Origin of the sequence: Pseudomonas sp. TH41, assembly GCF_016650695.1 — a bacterium.
Taxonomy (GTDB): Bacteria; Pseudomonadota; Gammaproteobacteria; order Pseudomonadales; family Pseudomonadaceae; genus Aquipseudomonas.
In genome coordinates this window covers 760,239-776,287 of the sequence record NZ_JAEKFH010000003.1, presented here as the reverse complement: position 1 = coordinate 776,287, position 16,049 = coordinate 760,239, and the positions used below count along the sequence as shown (strand labels likewise).

Annotated in this window: 13 protein-coding genes; 9 read left to right on the top strand and 4 right to left on the bottom strand. The window is 60.1% G+C overall.

The features are described from left to right. Positions 1–152: 152 nt before the first annotated feature. From JFU37_RS06270 to pcaC, 9 genes are all read left to right on the top strand, one after another. Positions 153–1,013, top strand: a complete 861-nt coding sequence (locus JFU37_RS06270) for a CoA transferase subunit A (protein ID WP_201114129.1) — start codon at positions 153–155, stop codon at positions 1,011–1,013. Further along, entirely contained in the window at positions 1,010–1,789 is a 780-nt protein-coding gene (locus JFU37_RS06265; protein WP_201114127.1) for a CoA-transferase subunit beta, read from the top strand. The genes JFU37_RS06270 and JFU37_RS06265 overlap by 4 nt, the downstream gene beginning before the upstream one ends. Further along, positions 1,786–2,991, top strand: coding sequence for a 3-oxoadipyl-CoA thiolase (pcaF, locus tag JFU37_RS06260; protein WP_201116427.1), 1,206 nt, complete (start codon positions 1,786–1,788; stop codon positions 2,989–2,991). Before JFU37_RS06265 ends, pcaF begins: the two co-directional genes overlap by 4 nt. Positions 2,992–3,044: 53 nt before the next feature. Next, positions 3,045–3,749 (top strand): protocatechuate 3,4-dioxygenase subunit beta, encoded by a 705-nt coding sequence (gene pcaH, locus JFU37_RS06255; protein ID WP_201114125.1) that lies wholly within the window; start codon positions 3,045–3,047, stop codon positions 3,747–3,749. Position 3,750: 1 nt separating this feature from the next. Further along, a complete protein-coding gene (gene pcaG / locus JFU37_RS06250; protein WP_201114123.1) occupies positions 3,751–4,317 on the top strand; it encodes a protocatechuate 3,4-dioxygenase subunit alpha in 567 nt (188 codons plus the stop codon). A 157-nt stretch (positions 4,318–4,474) separates the two neighbouring features. Beyond that, positions 4,475–5,779, top strand: coding sequence for an MFS family transporter (locus JFU37_RS06245; protein WP_201114121.1), 1,305 nt, complete (start codon positions 4,475–4,477; stop codon positions 5,777–5,779). 45 nt (positions 5,780–5,824) lie between these two features. Continuing rightward, the gene (locus tag JFU37_RS06240) at positions 5,825–7,189 is read left to right on the top strand and encodes a 3-carboxy-cis,cis-muconate cycloisomerase (RefSeq protein WP_201114119.1); all 1,365 of its coding nucleotides are present in this window, start codon (positions 5,825–5,827) and stop codon (positions 7,187–7,189) included. A gap of 11 nt (positions 7,190–7,200) precedes the next feature. Next, positions 7,201–7,992 (top strand): 3-oxoadipate enol-lactonase, encoded by a 792-nt coding sequence (gene pcaD / locus JFU37_RS06235; protein WP_201114117.1) that lies wholly within the window; start codon positions 7,201–7,203, stop codon positions 7,990–7,992. Positions 7,993–8,002: 10 nt separating this feature from the next. Next, positions 8,003–8,395, top strand: coding sequence for a 4-carboxymuconolactone decarboxylase (pcaC, locus tag JFU37_RS06230; RefSeq protein WP_201114115.1), 393 nt, complete (start codon positions 8,003–8,005; stop codon positions 8,393–8,395). A 112-nt stretch (positions 8,396–8,507) separates the two neighbouring features. On the opposite strand, the gene JFU37_RS06225 is transcribed toward pcaC, so the two are convergent. The 4 genes from JFU37_RS06225 to emhA all read right to left on the bottom strand — a co-directional run bounded on the left by JFU37_RS06225 (position 8,508) and on the right by emhA (position 15,926). After that, positions 8,508–9,767, bottom strand: coding sequence for an OprD family porin (locus JFU37_RS06225; RefSeq protein WP_201114113.1), 1,260 nt, complete (start codon positions 9,765–9,767; stop codon positions 8,508–8,510). A 391-nt stretch (positions 9,768–10,158) separates the two neighbouring features. Further along, entirely contained in the window at positions 10,159–11,619 is a 1,461-nt protein-coding gene (gene emhC / locus JFU37_RS06220; RefSeq protein ID WP_201114110.1) for an efflux RND transporter outer membrane subunit EmhC, read from the bottom strand. Next, positions 11,616–14,765: an efflux RND transporter permease subunit EmhB gene (emhB, locus tag JFU37_RS06215; RefSeq protein WP_201114108.1), complete on the bottom strand. Its 3,150-nt coding sequence runs from the start codon at positions 14,763–14,765 to the stop codon at positions 11,616–11,618. Before emhB ends, emhC begins: the two co-directional genes overlap by 4 nt. Before the next feature lie 3 nt (positions 14,766–14,768). Continuing rightward, positions 14,769–15,926, bottom strand: coding sequence for an efflux RND transporter periplasmic adaptor subunit EmhA (gene emhA / locus JFU37_RS06210; protein WP_201114100.1), 1,158 nt, complete (start codon positions 15,924–15,926; stop codon positions 14,769–14,771). Positions 15,927–16,049 lie beyond the last annotated feature (123 nt).

The following is a 16,049-nucleotide window of genomic DNA, read 5'->3' as shown; positions in this document are numbered from 1 at the left end:
TAGCCAGACAACAATCTGTTCGATAAACGAACACTCAGTCGATTATCGGATTGTTTGGCGTTTTTCAGGGGCTTACTCTTCAGTCATTCCGGCGCTGCGCATCGCGCCTTTTTCATCCACTGTCGGTTCAAAACAAAACGGGAGCCTGCCCCATGGCTGAAATCCTTTCGCTGCACGACGCGGTGAAGCAATTCGTAAACGATGGCGATACCGTCGCGCTCGAAGGCTTCACCCACCTGATCCCTACGGCGGCGGGTCACGAAATCATTCGCCAGGGCAAGAAAGACCTGACGCTGGTGCGGATGACGCCTGACTTGATCTACGACCAGTTGATCGGTGCAGGTTGCGCTCGCAAGCTGATTTTCTCCTGGGGCGGCAACCCGGGTGTCGGTTCGCTGCACCGCCTGCGTGACGCCGTTGAAAAGCAGTGGCCGCATCCGCTGGAAATTGAAGAACACAGCCATGCCGACCTGGCCAATGCCTACGTCGCTGGCGCTTCCGGGCTACCGTTCGCGGTGCTGCGTGCTTACGCCGGTTCCGACCTGCCGAAAGTCAATCCGCTGATCAAAACGGTCACGTGCCCGTTCACCGGTGAAGTGCTGGCAGCCGTGCCTTCGGTGCGTCCGGACATCACCGTAATTCACGCGCAGAAAGCCGACCGCAAAGGCAACGTGCTGCTCTGGGGCATTCTCGGCGTGCAAAAAGAAGCCGCGTTGGCCGCCAAGCGTTGCATCGTCACCGTCGAAGAAATCGTCGATGACCTCAATGCACCGATGAACTCCTGTGTTTTGCCGACCTGGGCTTTGAGCGCGGTCTGCCACGTCCCTGGCGGCGCGCATCCGTCCTACGCTCACGGCTACAACGAGCGCGACAACCGTTTCTACCAGGCTTGGGACCCGATTGCCCGCGACCGCGAAACCTTCACCGCGTGGATCAACGAATACATCCATGGCTGCGCTGACTTCAGCGAGTTCCAGGCCAAGCTGGCCGCCGCTTCGCAGGTGACGAAATGACTTACACCACCAATGAAATGATGACCGTCGCCGCCGCTCGCCGTCTGAAGAACGGTTCGGTGTGCTTCGTGGGTATCGGTCTGCCGTCGAAAGCGGCCAACCTGGCGCGGCTGACGTCCTCGCCAGACGTCGTCCTGATCTACGAATCGGGTCCGATCGGTGCCAAACCGAGCGTACTGCCGTTGTCGATCGGTGACGGTGAACTGGCGGAAACCGCTGACACCGTGGTCCCGACCGGTGAGATTTTTCGCTACTGGCTGCAGGGCGGACGCATTGACGTCGGCTTCCTGGGCGCCGCGCAAGTCGACCGTTTCGGCAACATCAACACCACCGTCGTTGGTGACTATCACCAGCCGAAAGTCCGCTTGCCGGGTGCCGGTGGCGCGCCGGAGATTGCGGGCTCGGCCAAAAGCGTTCTGATCATCCTCAAGCAGTCGGCGCGTTCGTTTGTCGACAAACTCGACTTCATCACCTCGGTTGGCCATGGCGAGGGCGGTGATTCGCGCAAGCGTCTGGGGCTGCCGGGTGCCGGTCCGGTCGGCATCATTACCGACCTGTGCATCATGGAACCGGAAGCCGGCAGCCATGAATTCGTGGTCACCGCGCTGCACCCGGGGGTGACCCGCGAGCAAGTTATCGCGGCGACCGGTTGGGCGATTCGTTTTGCCGAGACCGTTGAAAACACAGCCGAGCCGACCGATGTCGAGCTTAAGGCACTGCGTGATCTAGAGGCCCGCACCGCTGCGGCCCATGGCCAAGTCCCCGGAGAAGCCTGATGCGTGACGTTTATATCTGCGACGCGATTCGCACCCCTATTGGCCGTTTCGGCGGTGGCTTGTCGGCGGTTCGCGCCGACGACCTGGCCGCCGTGCCGATCAAGGCGCTGATGGAACGCAACCCGTCGGTGGACTGGACGGCGGTGGACGAGGTGTTCCTCGGCTGCGCCAACCAGGCCGGCGAAGACAATCGCAACGTGGCGCGCATGGCGTTGCTGCTGGCAGGTCTTCCCGAAACCATTCCGGGCGTGACCCTCAATCGTCTCTGCGCCTCGGGTATGGATGCCATCGGTACCGCATTCCGCGCTATCGCCAGTGGCGAAATGGAGCTGGCGATTGCCGGCGGTGTCGAGTCGATGTCCCGTGCGCCGTTCGTGATGGGCAAGGCTGATGCGGCGTTCTCGCGCAACATGAAGCTGGAAGACACCACGATCGGTTGGCGTTTCATCAATCCGTTGATGAAAGCCCAGTACGGTGTGGATGCGATGCCGCAGACCGGCGACAACGTGGCTGACGATTACGAAGTTTCCCGCGAGGATCAGGACGCTTTCGCACTGCGCAGTCAGCAGCGGACGGCCGCCGCCCAAGCCGCAGGATTTTTCGCCGAAGAAATCGTCGAAGTGCGGATTGCCCACAAAAAGGGTGAAACGGTCGTCAGTCAGGACGAACATCCACGCGGCGACACCACGCTGGAAGCCCTGGCCAAACTCAAGCCAATCAACGGTCCCGACAAAACCGTCACAGCCGGCAACTCTTCGGGTGTGAACGACGGTGCGGCGGCGTTGATTCTCGCGTCGGCCGAAGCGGTGAAGAAACACGGCCTTACCGCTCGCGCCAAAGTGCTGGGCATGTCCAGTGCCGGTGTCGCACCACGGGTAATGGGCATTGGTCCGGTGCCGGCAGTGCGCAAGTTGACCGAGCGCCTGGGTCTGGCCGTCAGCGATTTCGACGTGATCGAACTCAATGAAGCGTTCGCCAGCCAGGGTTTGGCGGTGTTGCGTGAACTGGGACTGGCGGACGACGCAGCGCAGGTCAACCCGAACGGCGGCGCCATTGCCCTGGGCCACCCGTTGGGCATGACCGGTGCGCGTCTGGTGCTGACCGCGTTGCATCAGCTGGAAAAAACCGGTGGCAAGAAAGGTCTGGCGACCATGTGCGTCGGCGTCGGCCAAGGCCTGGCCTTGGCAATCGAGCGCGTCTGACGCCTGCTCTGATAAATCAGCAGCGCCGACTAATAAGAACTGAGGAATGTTTCATGACTGACAAGCCTGGTTACCGTCGCCCGCAAGAGGGCACTCAGCCGGAATACCTGCACCCGGCCTATCAATCGACCAACCGTCGGTCGCCGTCCAAGCCGCTGGTGTTTTTGCCCCATTCGCTGTCGGAAATTACCGGTCCGACCATCGGCGCCGAACGTATTAAAGAGCAGGACAACGACCTGACCGCGCAGCACAAGGGCCAGCCGCAAGGTGAGCGGATCATCGTTCATGGCCGTGTGCTGGATGAAAACGGTCTGCCGGTGCCAGGGATTCTGGTGGAGATCTGGCAGGCCAACGCCGCCGGTCGTTACAACCACGATCGCGACTTGCACGACGCGCCGCTGGACCCGAACTTCACCGGCACCGGTCGCACCGTAACCGACGCCGATGGCTGGTATCAGTTCCAGACCATCAAGCCTGGCGCCTATCCGTGGGGCAACCACCACAACGCGTGGCGCCCGGCGCATATCCATTTCTCACTGTTCGGGCCGAGTATTCTGACGCGCCTGGTCACTCAGATGTATTTCCCGGGGGACCCGTTGCTCGCCTACGACCCGATCTACAACTGTGTGCCCGATACCCGCGCCAAAGAGCGTTTGATCGCCAGTTTCGACCTGGAAAAAACCATCCCTTCCTATGCCCTCGGTTATCGCTGGGACATCGTCTTGCGCGGCCGCGAAGCCACGCCGATGGAGAAATAAGATGACGCTGAATGCGACCACGTCCCACACCGTCGGGCCGTATTACCACATTGGCCTGACCTGGCTGAACCGCGAAAACCTGACCGTCGAACACACCCTCGGCGAACGCGTGGCAATCACCGGGCAAGTGGTGGATGGCAACGGCGACGTCGTCAACGACGCGATGCTGGAAGTCTGGCAGGCCAACGCCGCCGGCAAGTACGACCATCCGGAAGACGATCAGGACAAACCCCTGGACCCGAACTTCGAAGGGTTTGGCCGGGTGCCGGTGGATGCCGAAGGGCGCTTTCGCTTTACCACGATCAAGCCGGGTACGGTGGAAGGCTTGAAGGGCACCACTCAGGCGCCGCATCTGGTGGTGTTAGTGTTTGCTCGCGGGCTGGTGAAGCACTTGCTCACGCGGATTTACTTTGATGGGGAGCCGGCGAACGTGGCGGATCCGCTGCTGGAGTGCGTGCCGGCTGACCGTCGCACTACGTTGCTGGCGAAGAAGGATGCATTGGGTGTTTATCAGTGGAATGTGATTCTGCAAGGGACCGATGCGGAGACGGTGTTCTTCGATTATTAAAGTCAAAAGATCGCAGCCTGCGGCAGCTCCTACAGGATGCACGCCGTTCCAATGTAGGAGCTGCCGCAGGCTGCGATCTTTTGATGTTTCGGTACAGTGGAACGGGACTGTTGCGAAGTGTGTCTAGACTCTCACTGTCCCCATTGAGTGAAAAACAATGACAACGACCACCGCTACTCCGGTTCATTACACGGGCGAAGAGCGCCGCAAACGCATCTTCGCGATTGTCGGCGCCTCGTCCGGCAACCTCGTCGAATGGTTCGACTTCTACGTCTATGCCTTCAGCGCAATCTATTTCGCCCCTGCCTTTTTCCCGTCCGACAACCCCACCGTGCAGTTGGTCAATACTGCCGGTGTGTTCGCCGCCGGGTTTCTGATGCGACCGATTGGCGGCTGGATCTTCGGTCGTGTGGCCGACCGTCACGGGCGCAAGAATTCGATGATGATTTCGGTGCTGATGATGTGCTTCGGTTCGTTGCTCGTCGCCTGCCTGCCGACCTACAACAGCATTGGGGTCTGGGCGCCGATCATGTTGCTGTTCGCCCGTTTGATTCAGGGTTTGTCGGTGGGTGGCGAATACGGCACCACGGCGACCTACATGAGTGAAGTGGCCCTCAAGGGCCAGCGCGGTTTCTTCGCCTCGTTCCAGTACGTGACGTTGATTGGCGGGCAGTTGCTGGCCGTGTTGCTGGTGGTGATCCTGCAACAGTTCCTCAACGAGGACGAGTTGCGTGCCTATGGCTGGCGGATTCCGTTCGTGGTCGGTGCGGCGGCGGCGGTGATTTCGTTGTTTCTGCGTCGCACGCTCAAAGAAACCACTAGCAAGGAAATGCGCGAAGACAAAGACGCCGGCAGCATTAGAGCGCTGTTCCGCGATCATAAGGCCGCGTTCATTACCGTGCTGGGTTACACCGCCGGCGGCTCGCTGATTTTCTACACGTTTACGACGTATATGCAGAAGTACCTGGTGAACACCGTCGGCATGCAAGCCAAGACCGCCAGTTACATCATGACCGGCGCGCTGTTCCTTTATATGTGCATGCAGCCGTTGTTCGGCATGCTCGCGGACAAGATCGGCCGACGCAATTCGATGCTCTGGTTCGGAGCCCTCGGCACCTTGTTCACGGTACCTATTTTGCTGAGCCTGAAAAGTATCAGCAGCCCGTTCCTCGCCTTTGTGCTGATTACCGTGGCGCTGGCGATCGTGAGTTTCTACACCTCCATCAGCGGTCTGGTGAAAGCCGAAATGTTCCCGCCGCAAGTGCGCGCATTGGGCGTCGGCCTGGCGTATGCGGTGGCCAACGCGATCTTCGGCGGTTCGGCGGAATACGTGGCCCTGAGCCTCAAAGCCGCCGGTATGGAAAACTCCTTCTATTGGTACGTCACGGTGATGATGGCGGTGGCGTTCCTGTTTAGTCTGCGTCTGCCGAAACAAGCCGCGTATTTGCATCACGACCTTTGATCGTTACGCGTGGGCCTGACCGGCCCACGCCTCCAGGGATTCTGTATGAACGAGCGACCGGGCAATCAATTGTTCGATGCCTATTTCACTGCCCGCGATATGCGTGACGTGTTCTGCGATCAGGGCCGGGTTCAGGCCATGCTCGATTTTGAAGCGGCACTGGCTCGGGCTGAGGCGCGAGTGGGTTTGATTCCACACACCGCTGTTGCGCCTATCGAAGCTGCGTGTCGGGCCGAGCAATACGATTTCGCCGTCCTTGCTGAAGCCATTGCCACGGCCGGAAACTCGGCCATTCCGCTGGTCAAAGCGCTGGGCAAACAGGTTGCGAGCGACGATGCCGAAGCCGAACGCTACGTGCATCTGGGCGCGACCAGTCAGGACGTGATGGACACCGGCCTGGTGTTGCAACTGCGCCAGGCGCTGGCGTTGATCGAACGCGATTTGGCGCAACTGGGCGAAACCCTGGCCACCCAGGCATTACGTTACGTCGCCACGCCGCTGGCCGGACGCACCTGGTTGCAGCACGCGACGCCGGTCACCCTCGGCATGAAAATCGCCGGTTGGCTGGGCGCGGTGAGCCGCAGCCGTCAGCGTCTAAGTGAGCTCAAGCCACGTTTGCTGGTGCTACAATTCGGCGGCGCCTCCGGAACCCTGGCGGCCCTTGGCGAACAGGCGATGCCGGTTGCCGAAGCACTGGCCGGGGAACTGCAACTGACCTTGCCCGAGCAACCCTGGCACACCCAGCGTGATCGCCTGGTGGAGTTCGGGTCGGTACTCGGACTGATCGCCGGCAGCCTTGGCAAACTCGGTCGCGACATCAGTCTGTTGATGCAGACCGAAGCGGGCGAAGTGTTCGAACCTTCCGCACCCGGCAAGGGCGGTTCATCCACCATGCCGCACAAACGCAATCCCGTGGGCGCTGCGGTGCTGATCGGTGCCGCGACGCGCGTTCCCGGTTTGCTCTCGACCCTGTTCAGCGCCATGCCTCAAGAACACGAGCGCAGCCTCGGTCTGTGGCATGCCGAGTGGGAAACCTTGCCGGAGATTTGCTGCCTGGTGTCCGGCAGCCTGAAGCAAGCGCTGCTGGTGACGGACGGACTGGAAGTCGATGCCGATCGCATGGCCCGCAACCTCGACCTGACTCAAGGCCTGGTGCTTGCCGAAGCGGTGAGCATCGTTCTCGCCCAACGGGTGGGGCGTGACACCGCGCATCATCTGCTCGAGCGATGCTGCAAACGTGCGGTGGCCGAGCAACGTCATCTGCGCGCGGTGCTCGGCGACGAGCCGCAAGTGACCAGCGAGCTCACGCCCGCTGAACTGGATCATCTGTTGAACCCTGCCCATTACCTCGGTCAGGCCCATGTCTGGGTCGAGCGAGCAGTGGCTGAACATTCTGCGTTGACTGCCTGAAGGAGACTGCTGTGGCTTTCGTACAACTCGCCGAGGGCGAACTGAACTACCAACTCGATGGGCCGGAGGATGCGCCGGTACTGGTGCTGTCCAACTCGCTGGGCACCGACCTGCACATGTGGGACGCGCAGATCGCGGCGTTCACCCATCATTTCCGCGTGCTGCGTTTCGACACCCGCGGTCACGGCAAATCGCTGGTCACACCGGGGCCGTACAGCATCGAGCAACTGGGCCACGACGTGCTGGCGCTGCTTGATGCACTGCACATCGAACGGGCGCATTTCTGCGGTCTGTCCATGGGCGGCTTGATCGGCCAGTGGCTGGGGATCAACGCCGGTAATCGACTGAACTCACTGGTGGTGTGCAATACCGCGGCGAAAATCGGCGATCCGTCGGTGTGGAACCCACGCATCGAAACCGTGCTGCGTGACGGTTCGGCGGCCATGGTCGCGCTGCGTGATGCGTCGATTGCGCGTTGGTTTACCCCGGATTTTTCCGCCGCCCATCCGGCTGTGGCGAAGCGGATTACCGACATGCTCGCGGCCACCTCGCCTGAAGGCTATGCGGCCAATTGCGCGGCCGTGCGCGATGCCGATTTCCGCGATCAACTGTCCTCGATCAAGGTGCCCCTGCTGGTGATTGCCGGCACCGAAGACGCGGTCACGCCGCCGTCCGGTGGGCATTTCATTCAGGAGCATGTGCAGGGCGCCGAGTACGCCGAGTTCTATGCGGCGCATCTGTCCAATGTTCAGGCCAGCGCTGCGTTCAGCGAACGGGTACTGGCGTTTTTGTTGGCTCATTAAGGGGATTGTCGTGGACGAAAAACAACGCTACGACGAAGGGCTGAAAGTCCGTCGCGCAGTCCTCGGAGACGCTCACGTCGACCGCAGCTTGAGCGCGCTGACCGAGTTCAACTCGGAGTTTCAGGAAATGATCACCCGCCACGCCTGGGGTGACATCTGGACCCGCCCGGGCCTGCCGCGCCATACCCGCAGCCTGATCACCATCGCCATGCTGATCGGCATGAACCGCAATGACGAACTCAAGCTGCACCTGCGCGCCGCCGCCAACAACGGCGTGAGCCGTGGCGAGATCAAAGAAGTGATCATGCAGAGCGCGATCTACTGCGGCATTCCGGCGGCCAATGCGACGTTCCACCTGGCCGAGTCGGTGTGGGATGAGTTGGGGGTTGAATCGCGGGAATAAGTGGTAAAGGCACACCCCTGTAGGAGCGAGCTTGCTCGCGATGGAGTGTCAGCTACATTAATGTCGGCTGACACACCATCGCGAGCAAGCTCGCTCCTACAAGGGCGTGGGTTTACAGCAGGCTGATCGGATAGCTGACGATCAACCGGTTCTCGTCGAACTCGTTGTTGCTGAAGTCCCGGCGGATGGTCGAGTTGCGCCACTTCACATTGAGGTCCTTGAGCGCTCCGCTTTGCACGGTGTAGCCCAACTCACTTTCGCGACCCCATTCCTTGCCGTCGGTGATGGCGCCGGTGTGAACGTTGTCGCCGCTGATGTAGCGGTTCATCAAGGTCAGACCGGGTACGCCGAGTGCGACGAAGTTGTAGTCGTGGCGCACTTGCCAGGACCTTTCCTGAGCGTTGTCATAGCTGGCGTTGTAACTGTCGTTGGCCAGCGTGCCGCCACTGGTGCCGTTGACCCGCATCCACGCGCTGTCGCCGGTAAGCTTTTGCAGGCCAACGAAGAAGGTGTTGCCGCCGTACCTGGCCGAGAACAGCCCCGACCAGGTTTTGTTGTCCAGCTCGCCAGCCCGCGCGCTGCCATCATCCTTGCCATAGAAGAAACCGAGGTTGGCGCCCAGGGTCCAGTCACCGATGGGCTGGCTGTGGGTCAGGTTGACGAACTGCTGGCTGTAGATGTCCTTGAGTTCGGCATTCCACAGAGCGATCTGCGTGCGCTTCTCGTTGAACAGGTATTCGCCGCCCTGAAAGTTGAAGCGGTCGGAAGTGAATGCGGCTTTTCCGTTCATCGACATGTCCTTCATGCTGCTGTCGTCGCGTGGGCTGTTGGCGCGGAACTGGCCGCCATACAGGGTCAGGCCGTCGATTTCCTTTGAGGTGATCTGACCGCCACGGAAGGTTTGCGGCAGCGAGCGACCGTCGTCCGAGCGCAGAATCGGCAGCACCGGCATCCATTCGCCGACCTTCGCTTCGGTCTGCGACAGCTTGGCCTTGAACGCCACGTTGGTGCGACCGAAGTTATCGGCCGGGCGGCCGTCGTGGTCCAATGGCAGCAACTGTGTACCGCCGGTGCCTTTGCCGCCGTCGAGTTTCACCGAGTACAGCCCCAGCACATCCATGCCAAACCCGACGGTGCCCTGAGTGAACCCGGACCTTGCGTCGAGGATGAAATTTTGTGTCCATTCTTCAGCCTTGCCCTGAGCCTTGGTCGGGTTGGTGAAGTTGCGGTTGATGTAGAAATTGCGCAAGTTCAGGTTGACCTTGGCACCTTCGACAAAGCCTGACTCCTCGGCTGCGGCAGGCAGGGCTGCACAGGCTAGGGCGATGGCGATCAGACTCGGGGAAAAATACTGCGCGGTGGAAGGCGTCATGTGCTCGGGTCTCGCTAATTCTTGGGGATGAAACGGTGTGATGCCGCAACCTTTGGGGTTGCAGACAAACATCTGAAATCGGGACAAAAACGAACGGGATCAGCCGGACAGGGCAGGGCGCGGGGGCATGGTGTCGAACCTGTTGTTATTGGTTTTGTACGACAAATGGTGCGGTGAATGTACTGGATGGTTCAATCTTGAAAAGCGGGTTTTGGGCGATTATCGAACGGCAAAAGATCAAAAGATCAAAAGATCGCAGCCTTCGGCAGCTCCTACAGGTGTTCACGGTTCCATGTAGGAGCTGCCGAAGGCTGCGATCTTTTGATCCTGACTTTTTCAAAGACAACAAAAAGCCCACCAAAAGGTGGGCTTCTTTTTTTCTACAGTGCGATCAGAACAACTTCATCTTCGGTGCATCTTCTTTCAACGGCTCATTCTTCGCGGTCTGCTCGTTCCAGCCACCGCCCAGGGCCTTGTACAGGTTGACCTGGCTAATCAGCTGCGCCAGACGGTCGGTGATCAACGACTGTTGGGAGGCGAACAGCTGGCGCTGGGCATCGAGGAAGGTCAGGTTGCTGTCGACACCGATCCGGTAACGACGCTCAGCCAGACGGTAATAGTCCTGGTTGGCGCTGACCAGATCACGTTGAGCTTGTACCTGGTCGGTGTAGGTCGCGCGTGAAGCCAGGCCATCGGCGACTTCCTGGAAGGCCGTCTGGATGGACTTCTCGTAGTTCGCCACACCGATATCTTTCTGGATTTTCGAGTTATCCAGGCTTGCGCGCAGGCTGCCGGCGTTGAAGATCGGCAGGTTGATCTGCGGCTGGAACAGCCAGGTGCCCGAACCGCCCTTGAACAGGCCGGACAAGTCCGGGCTCAAGGTGCCGGCGTTGGCCGTCAGGCTGATACTCGGGAAGAATGCAGCCCGCGCCGCGCCGATGTTGGCGTTCGCCGCTTTCAGGTTGTATTCGGCTTGAAGAATGTCCGGGCGACGTTGCAGCAAGTCCGACGGCAAACCGGCCGGCACATCGCTCAGCAGGTCGTCAGCCAGGGGTTTGGCGGGTTGCAGATTGGCCGGGATGCCAGTGCCGAGCAACAGCACCAGGCTGTTTTCATCCTGGGCGACCTGGCGCGTGTATCGGGCCAATTGCGCACGGGCGTTTTCCACCGAAGTACGCGACTGCGCCAGGTCCAGCGCCGAGGCTACCCCCACTTCGTTGCTGCGGGCGGTGAGCTTGTAGCTCTCCTGGAATGCACCGAGGGTGTCCTGGGTGACCTTCAGCAGTTCCTTGTCAGCCTGCCAGGTCAGATAGGCATTGGCGACGTTGGCCACCAGGCTGAGCTGCGTGCTGCGGCGCCCTTCTTCAGTGGCGAAGTATTGCTGCAGGGCTTGTTCGCTCAGGCTGCGAACCCGACCAAACAGGTCGAGTTCATAGGCGCTGATGCCAACCGTGGCTGAGTAGGAACTGGTGATGCCTGCCTGACCGGTTTGCGAGACGTCCGCCGGAACCCGCTGACGGCTGCCGGTGCCATTGGCCGAAACGGCCGGGAACAGGTCGGCACGCTGGATGCGGTACTGAGCCGCGAACGCGTCGATGTTCAGTGCGGCGACACGCAGGTCACGGTTGTTTTCCAGGGCGACCTGGATCAGCTGTTGCAACGCCGGGTCATGGAAAAACTGCTTCCAGCCCTGTTCGGCGGCAGCCTGGTTCGGCGCCTGGGCCGGCGAATAAGCCGGACCTTGCGGGTATTGGGCCGCCACCGGCGCTTCAGGCTGCTGGTAATCGGGTATCAGCGAGCAACCACCGAGCACGAAGGCGGCGACGGCTAGGGAGAGTAGCGACTTGCTCATTGGCCAGCCTCTTTAGGAGTTTCAGTAGCGTCATCCGGGTCGACGATTTTGCGCTGACCGATGGACGACACGGTGACGAAGAACAGTGGGACCCAGAAGATCGCCAGGACCGTGGCGGTGAGCATACCGCCAATAACCCCGGTACCGATCGCATGTTGGCTACCCGAACCTGCACCCGTGGAAATAGCCAGTGGTACCACACCGAGGACAAACGCGAGCGAGGTCATGATGATGGGGCGCAAACGCATGCGGCAGGCTTCGATGGCGGCATCGCGCAGACTACGTCCTTGCTCGTGCAGTTCCTTAGCGAATTCGACAATCAAAATGGCGTTTTTCGCCGCCAGCCCGATGGTCGTCAGCAATCCCACCTGGAAATACACGTCGTTCGACAGGCCGCGCAGGCTGGTGGCCATCAGCGCACCGATAATCCCCAGTGGCACCACCAGCATGACCGCGATCGGAATCGACCAGCTTTCGTACAACGCCGCCAGACACAGGAACACCATCAGCAGCGACAACGCGTACAGCGCTGGCGCTTGCGAGCCGGACAGACGTTCCTCGTAGGACAGACCGGTCCAGGAGATACCGACACCGGGCGGCAGTTTCTGAGCCAAGGCTTCGACTTCGGCCATGGCTTCACCGGTGGAATAGCCGGGCGCCGGGGCCCCGAGGATTTCCATCGCTTCTACACCGTTGTAACGCGACAGCTTCGGCGCACCGTAGATCCATTGACCCTTGGCGAAGGCAGAGAACGGCACCATGGTTCCCTGGGCATTACGCACGTACCACTTCTTGATGTCTTCCGGACTCATGCGCGAGCCAGGCTGACCTTGCACGTACACCTTTTTCACCCGACCGCGGTCGATGAAGTCGTTGACGTAGCTACTGCCCAGGGCAATCGACAGGGTGCTGTTGATGTCGGTGATAGTAATGCCCAGGGCACTGGCCTTCTCGTCATCGATTTCCAGCTGATATTGCGGTTCGTCGTTCAGACCGTTCGGACGCACCTGATAGAGCATCTTGCTTTGCGCGGCCATACCGAGGAACTGGTTTCGTGCCTCCATCAACTTGTCGTGACCGATACCGGCGCGGTCTTGCAGGAACACATCGAAGCCGGTGGCGTTACCCAATTCCAGTACCGCCGGTGGTGCGAAGGCAAACACCATGGCGTCACGAAAGGTGAAAAAGTGCTGCTGGGCGCGGGCGGCGAGTTTGAATACGCTGTTTTCCGCATCCCGTTCATGCCACGGCTTGAGCATGATGAACGCCAAACCGGAACTTTGACCGCGACCGGCGAAGTTGAAGCCGTTCACGGTAAAGACCGAAGCCACTGCGCCGGATTCTTTCTCCAGCAAGTAGGACCGCATCTGGTCGACCACCACTTGCGTGCGTTGGGCGGTGGAACCTGCCGGTGTCTGCACCTGAGCGAACAGTACGCCTTGGTCTTCTTCCGGAAGGAACGCTGTGGGGATGCGGGTGAACAACCAGATCATGCCGACCAGGATGATCACGTAGGCCAGCAGATACGGGGCCTTGTTCGCGAGCATGTTGCCGACACCGCGCTCGTAGCTTTTGACACTACGATCGAAGCCGCGGTTGAACCAGCCGAAGAAGCCGCGTTTCGGCGTGCCGTGTTCGCCTTTCGGAATCGCCTTGAGCATGGTGGCGCAGAGCGCCGGGGTGAAGATCAGCGCGACCATTACGGACAGGGCCATGGCCGAAACGATGGTGATCGAGAACTGTTTGTAGATCACCCCGGTGGAACCGCTGAAGAATGCCATCGGCAGCAGTACGGCCGACAGAACCAGTGCAATACCGACCAGTGCACCCTGGATCTGCCCCATGGATTTCTTGGTGGCCTCCTTGGGTGACAGGCCTTCTTCGCTCATGACGCGTTCGACGTTTTCCACGACGACGATGGCATCGTCCACCAGCAAGCCGATGGCCAACACCATCCCGAACATGGTCAGGGTGTTGATGCTGAAGCCGAATGCCGCGAGGATCCCGAACGTACCCAGCAACACCACCGGCACCGTCATCGTGGTGATCACGGTGGCGCGGAAGTTTTGCAGGAACAGGAACATCACCAGGAACACCAGCACGATCGCTTCGACCAGGGTTTCAACCACACCCTTGATCGACTCGGTCACCACTGGCGTGGTGTCGTACGGGAATACTACTTCCATCCCTTGCGGGAAGAACGGCTTGAGCGTGTCGATGGTCTTGCGCAGGGCTTTGGCAGTGTCAAGGGCGTTGGCCCCGTTGGCCAGTTTGACCGCGAGACCGGAGGCCGGTGCACCGTTGAACTGGGCATTGATGGCGTAGTTCTCACCACCGAGGCCAACATCAGCCACGTCTTTGAGGCGAACCTGAGAGCCGTCCTTGTTGACCTTGAGCAGGATTTCCTTGAACTGTTCCGCCGTCTGCAAACGGGTCTTGCCAATGATGGTGGCGTTCAGTTGCTGGCCGGGCAGTGCCGGCAGGCCGCCCAGTTGGCCGGAAGAAATCTGCACGTTCTGCGCGGCAACGGCGGTTTTAACGTCCACCGGGGTCAGGTTGAAGTTGTTCAACTTGGCCGGGTCGAGCCAGATCCGCATCGCGTACTGGGCACCGAAGACCTGGAAGTCACCGACACCGGCGGTCCGCGAAATCGGGTCCTGCATGTTGGATACGATGTAATTGGCCAGGTCATCGCGGTTCATGCTGCCATCTTGCGAGACCACACCGATGACCAACAGGAAGTTTTTCACTGCCTTGGTCACGCGGATGCCCTGTTGCTGTACTTCTTGCGGCAGCAGCGGGGTGGCCAGGTTCAGTTTGTTCTGGACCTGAACCTGCGCGGTATCGGAGTTGGTGCCCTGCTCGAAGGTCGCGGTAATGGTCATGCTGCCGTCGGAGTTACTTTCCGACGAGACATAACGCAGGTTGTCGATACCGTTGAGCTGTTGCTCGATGACCTGCACCACGGTGTCCTGCACGGTTTGTGCGGACGCGCCTGGGTAAGTCACCTGGATCGCAATGGCCGGAGGCGCAATGCTCGGGTATTGGTTGATCGGGAGTTTGAGGATCGATAGAGCCCCGACCAACATGATCACCAGGGCAATTACCCAGGCGAAAATCGGACGGTCGATAAAAAATCTCGACATGGTTTACTCCCCTTTTCCGCTGGAAGCCTTGTTAGCTGCCTGTGCGGGTGCCGGGTTCTTTGCGCCAACGTTAGTGGCTTCAGTGGCCTTGACTTCAACGCCAGGTTTGACGAATTGCAGGCCTTCGGTGATCAGGCGATCGCCGGCCTTCAGACCGTCTTCGATCAGCCATTGGCTGCCGACGGTGCGACTGGCCTTGAGCTGACGCAGTTCAACCTTGTTGTCCGGGCCGACGACCAATGCGGTCGGCGTGCCTTTGAGGTCGCGAGTCACGCCTTGTTGTGGGGCCAGAATCGCCGCGGCGTTCACACCGGCCTGCAACTGCGCATGAACGAACATGCCCGGCAACAGCGTGTGGTCAGGGTTCGGGAACACGGCGCGCAGGGTGACGGAACCAGTGGTCTGGTCAACCGACACTTCGGAGAACTCGAGCTTGCCGTCCTGCTTGTACTGGCTGCCATCTTCCAGGGTCAGCTTGACCGCCGCCGCGTTGTCACCGGATTTTTGCAGGCGACCGCTTTCCAGTTCACGGCGCAGCTCAAGCAGCTCGACGGACGACTGGGTGACGTCGACGTAGATTGGGTCGAGTTGCTGGATCACCGCCATCGGGTCCGCTTGACCGCTGGTGACCAGTGCGCCTTCGGTCACATTGGAACGGCCGATACGACCCGTCAGCGGGGCGTAAACCTTGGTGTAGCGCACATTGATCTGGGCACTTTGCAGCGCGGCTTCCGATTGCATGCGGTTGGCCACGGCAGTGTCGTATTCCTGACGGCTGACGGCTTGCTCGTTGACCAGTTGCTTGTAGCGATCCGAGATCGACCTGGTCTGTTGCAGGTTGGCTTCAGCGCTTTTCAGCGTCGCGTCATAGACCGACGAATCGATTTGATAGAGCTGCTGGCCGAGCTTGACGTCGCCGCCTTCCTTGAACAGACGCTTGAGAATGATGCCATTGACCTGCGGGCGAACTTCGGCGATGCGGTACGCGCTGGTGCGGCCTGGCAGTTCGGAGGTCAGGGTGAAGGATTGAGGTTGCAAAGTAACAACGCCGACCTGAGGAGGTGGCGCGGCCGGTGCCGCCTCTTCCTTTTTGCAGCCGCTTAGCAGTGATGCCAGGGCGACGGCGGTGACCAGAGCGGTAACAGCTGGCTTGAATTGCATGAAAATCCTCGGGTCAGGCGCGCAAGAAACGCTCAAGAAATGTGGAAAGGTAAAAAATGGGTGATGAGTGGATAAGTAGCTTGCTAATGAATATACTTACGTTCATGGTTGTTTGTAAACACC

Bases quoted from the DNA above. Each gene is read 5' to 3' on its own strand.
- JFU37_RS06270 (WP_201114129.1), top strand. From the start codon at position 153: ATGGCTGAAATCCTTTCGCTGCACGACGCGGTGAAGCAATTCGTAAAC.
- emhC (WP_201114110.1), bottom strand. From the start codon at position 11,619: ATGAGCAAGTCGCTACTCTCCCTAGCCGTCGCCGCCTTCGTGCTCGGT.
- JFU37_RS06240 (WP_201114119.1), top strand. From the start codon at position 5,825: ATGAACGAGCGACCGGGCAATCAATTGTTCGATGCCTATTTCACTGCC.
- JFU37_RS06245 (WP_201114121.1), top strand. From the start codon at position 4,475: ATGACAACGACCACCGCTACTCCGGTTCATTACACGGGCGAAGAGCGC.
- JFU37_RS06225 (WP_201114113.1), bottom strand. From the start codon at position 9,767: ATGACGCCTTCCACCGCGCAGTATTTTTCCCCGAGTCTGATCGCCATC.
- pcaG (WP_201114123.1), top strand. From the start codon at position 3,751: ATGACGCTGAATGCGACCACGTCCCACACCGTCGGGCCGTATTACCAC.
- emhA (WP_201114100.1), bottom strand. From the start codon at position 15,926: ATGCAATTCAAGCCAGCTGTTACCGCTCTGGTCACCGCCGTCGCCCTG.
- emhB (WP_201114108.1), bottom strand. From the start codon at position 14,765: ATGTCGAGATTTTTTATCGACCGTCCGATTTTCGCCTGGGTAATTGCC.
- pcaH (WP_201114125.1), top strand. From the start codon at position 3,045: ATGACTGACAAGCCTGGTTACCGTCGCCCGCAAGAGGGCACTCAGCCG.
- JFU37_RS06265 (WP_201114127.1), top strand. From the start codon at position 1,010: ATGACTTACACCACCAATGAAATGATGACCGTCGCCGCCGCTCGCCGT.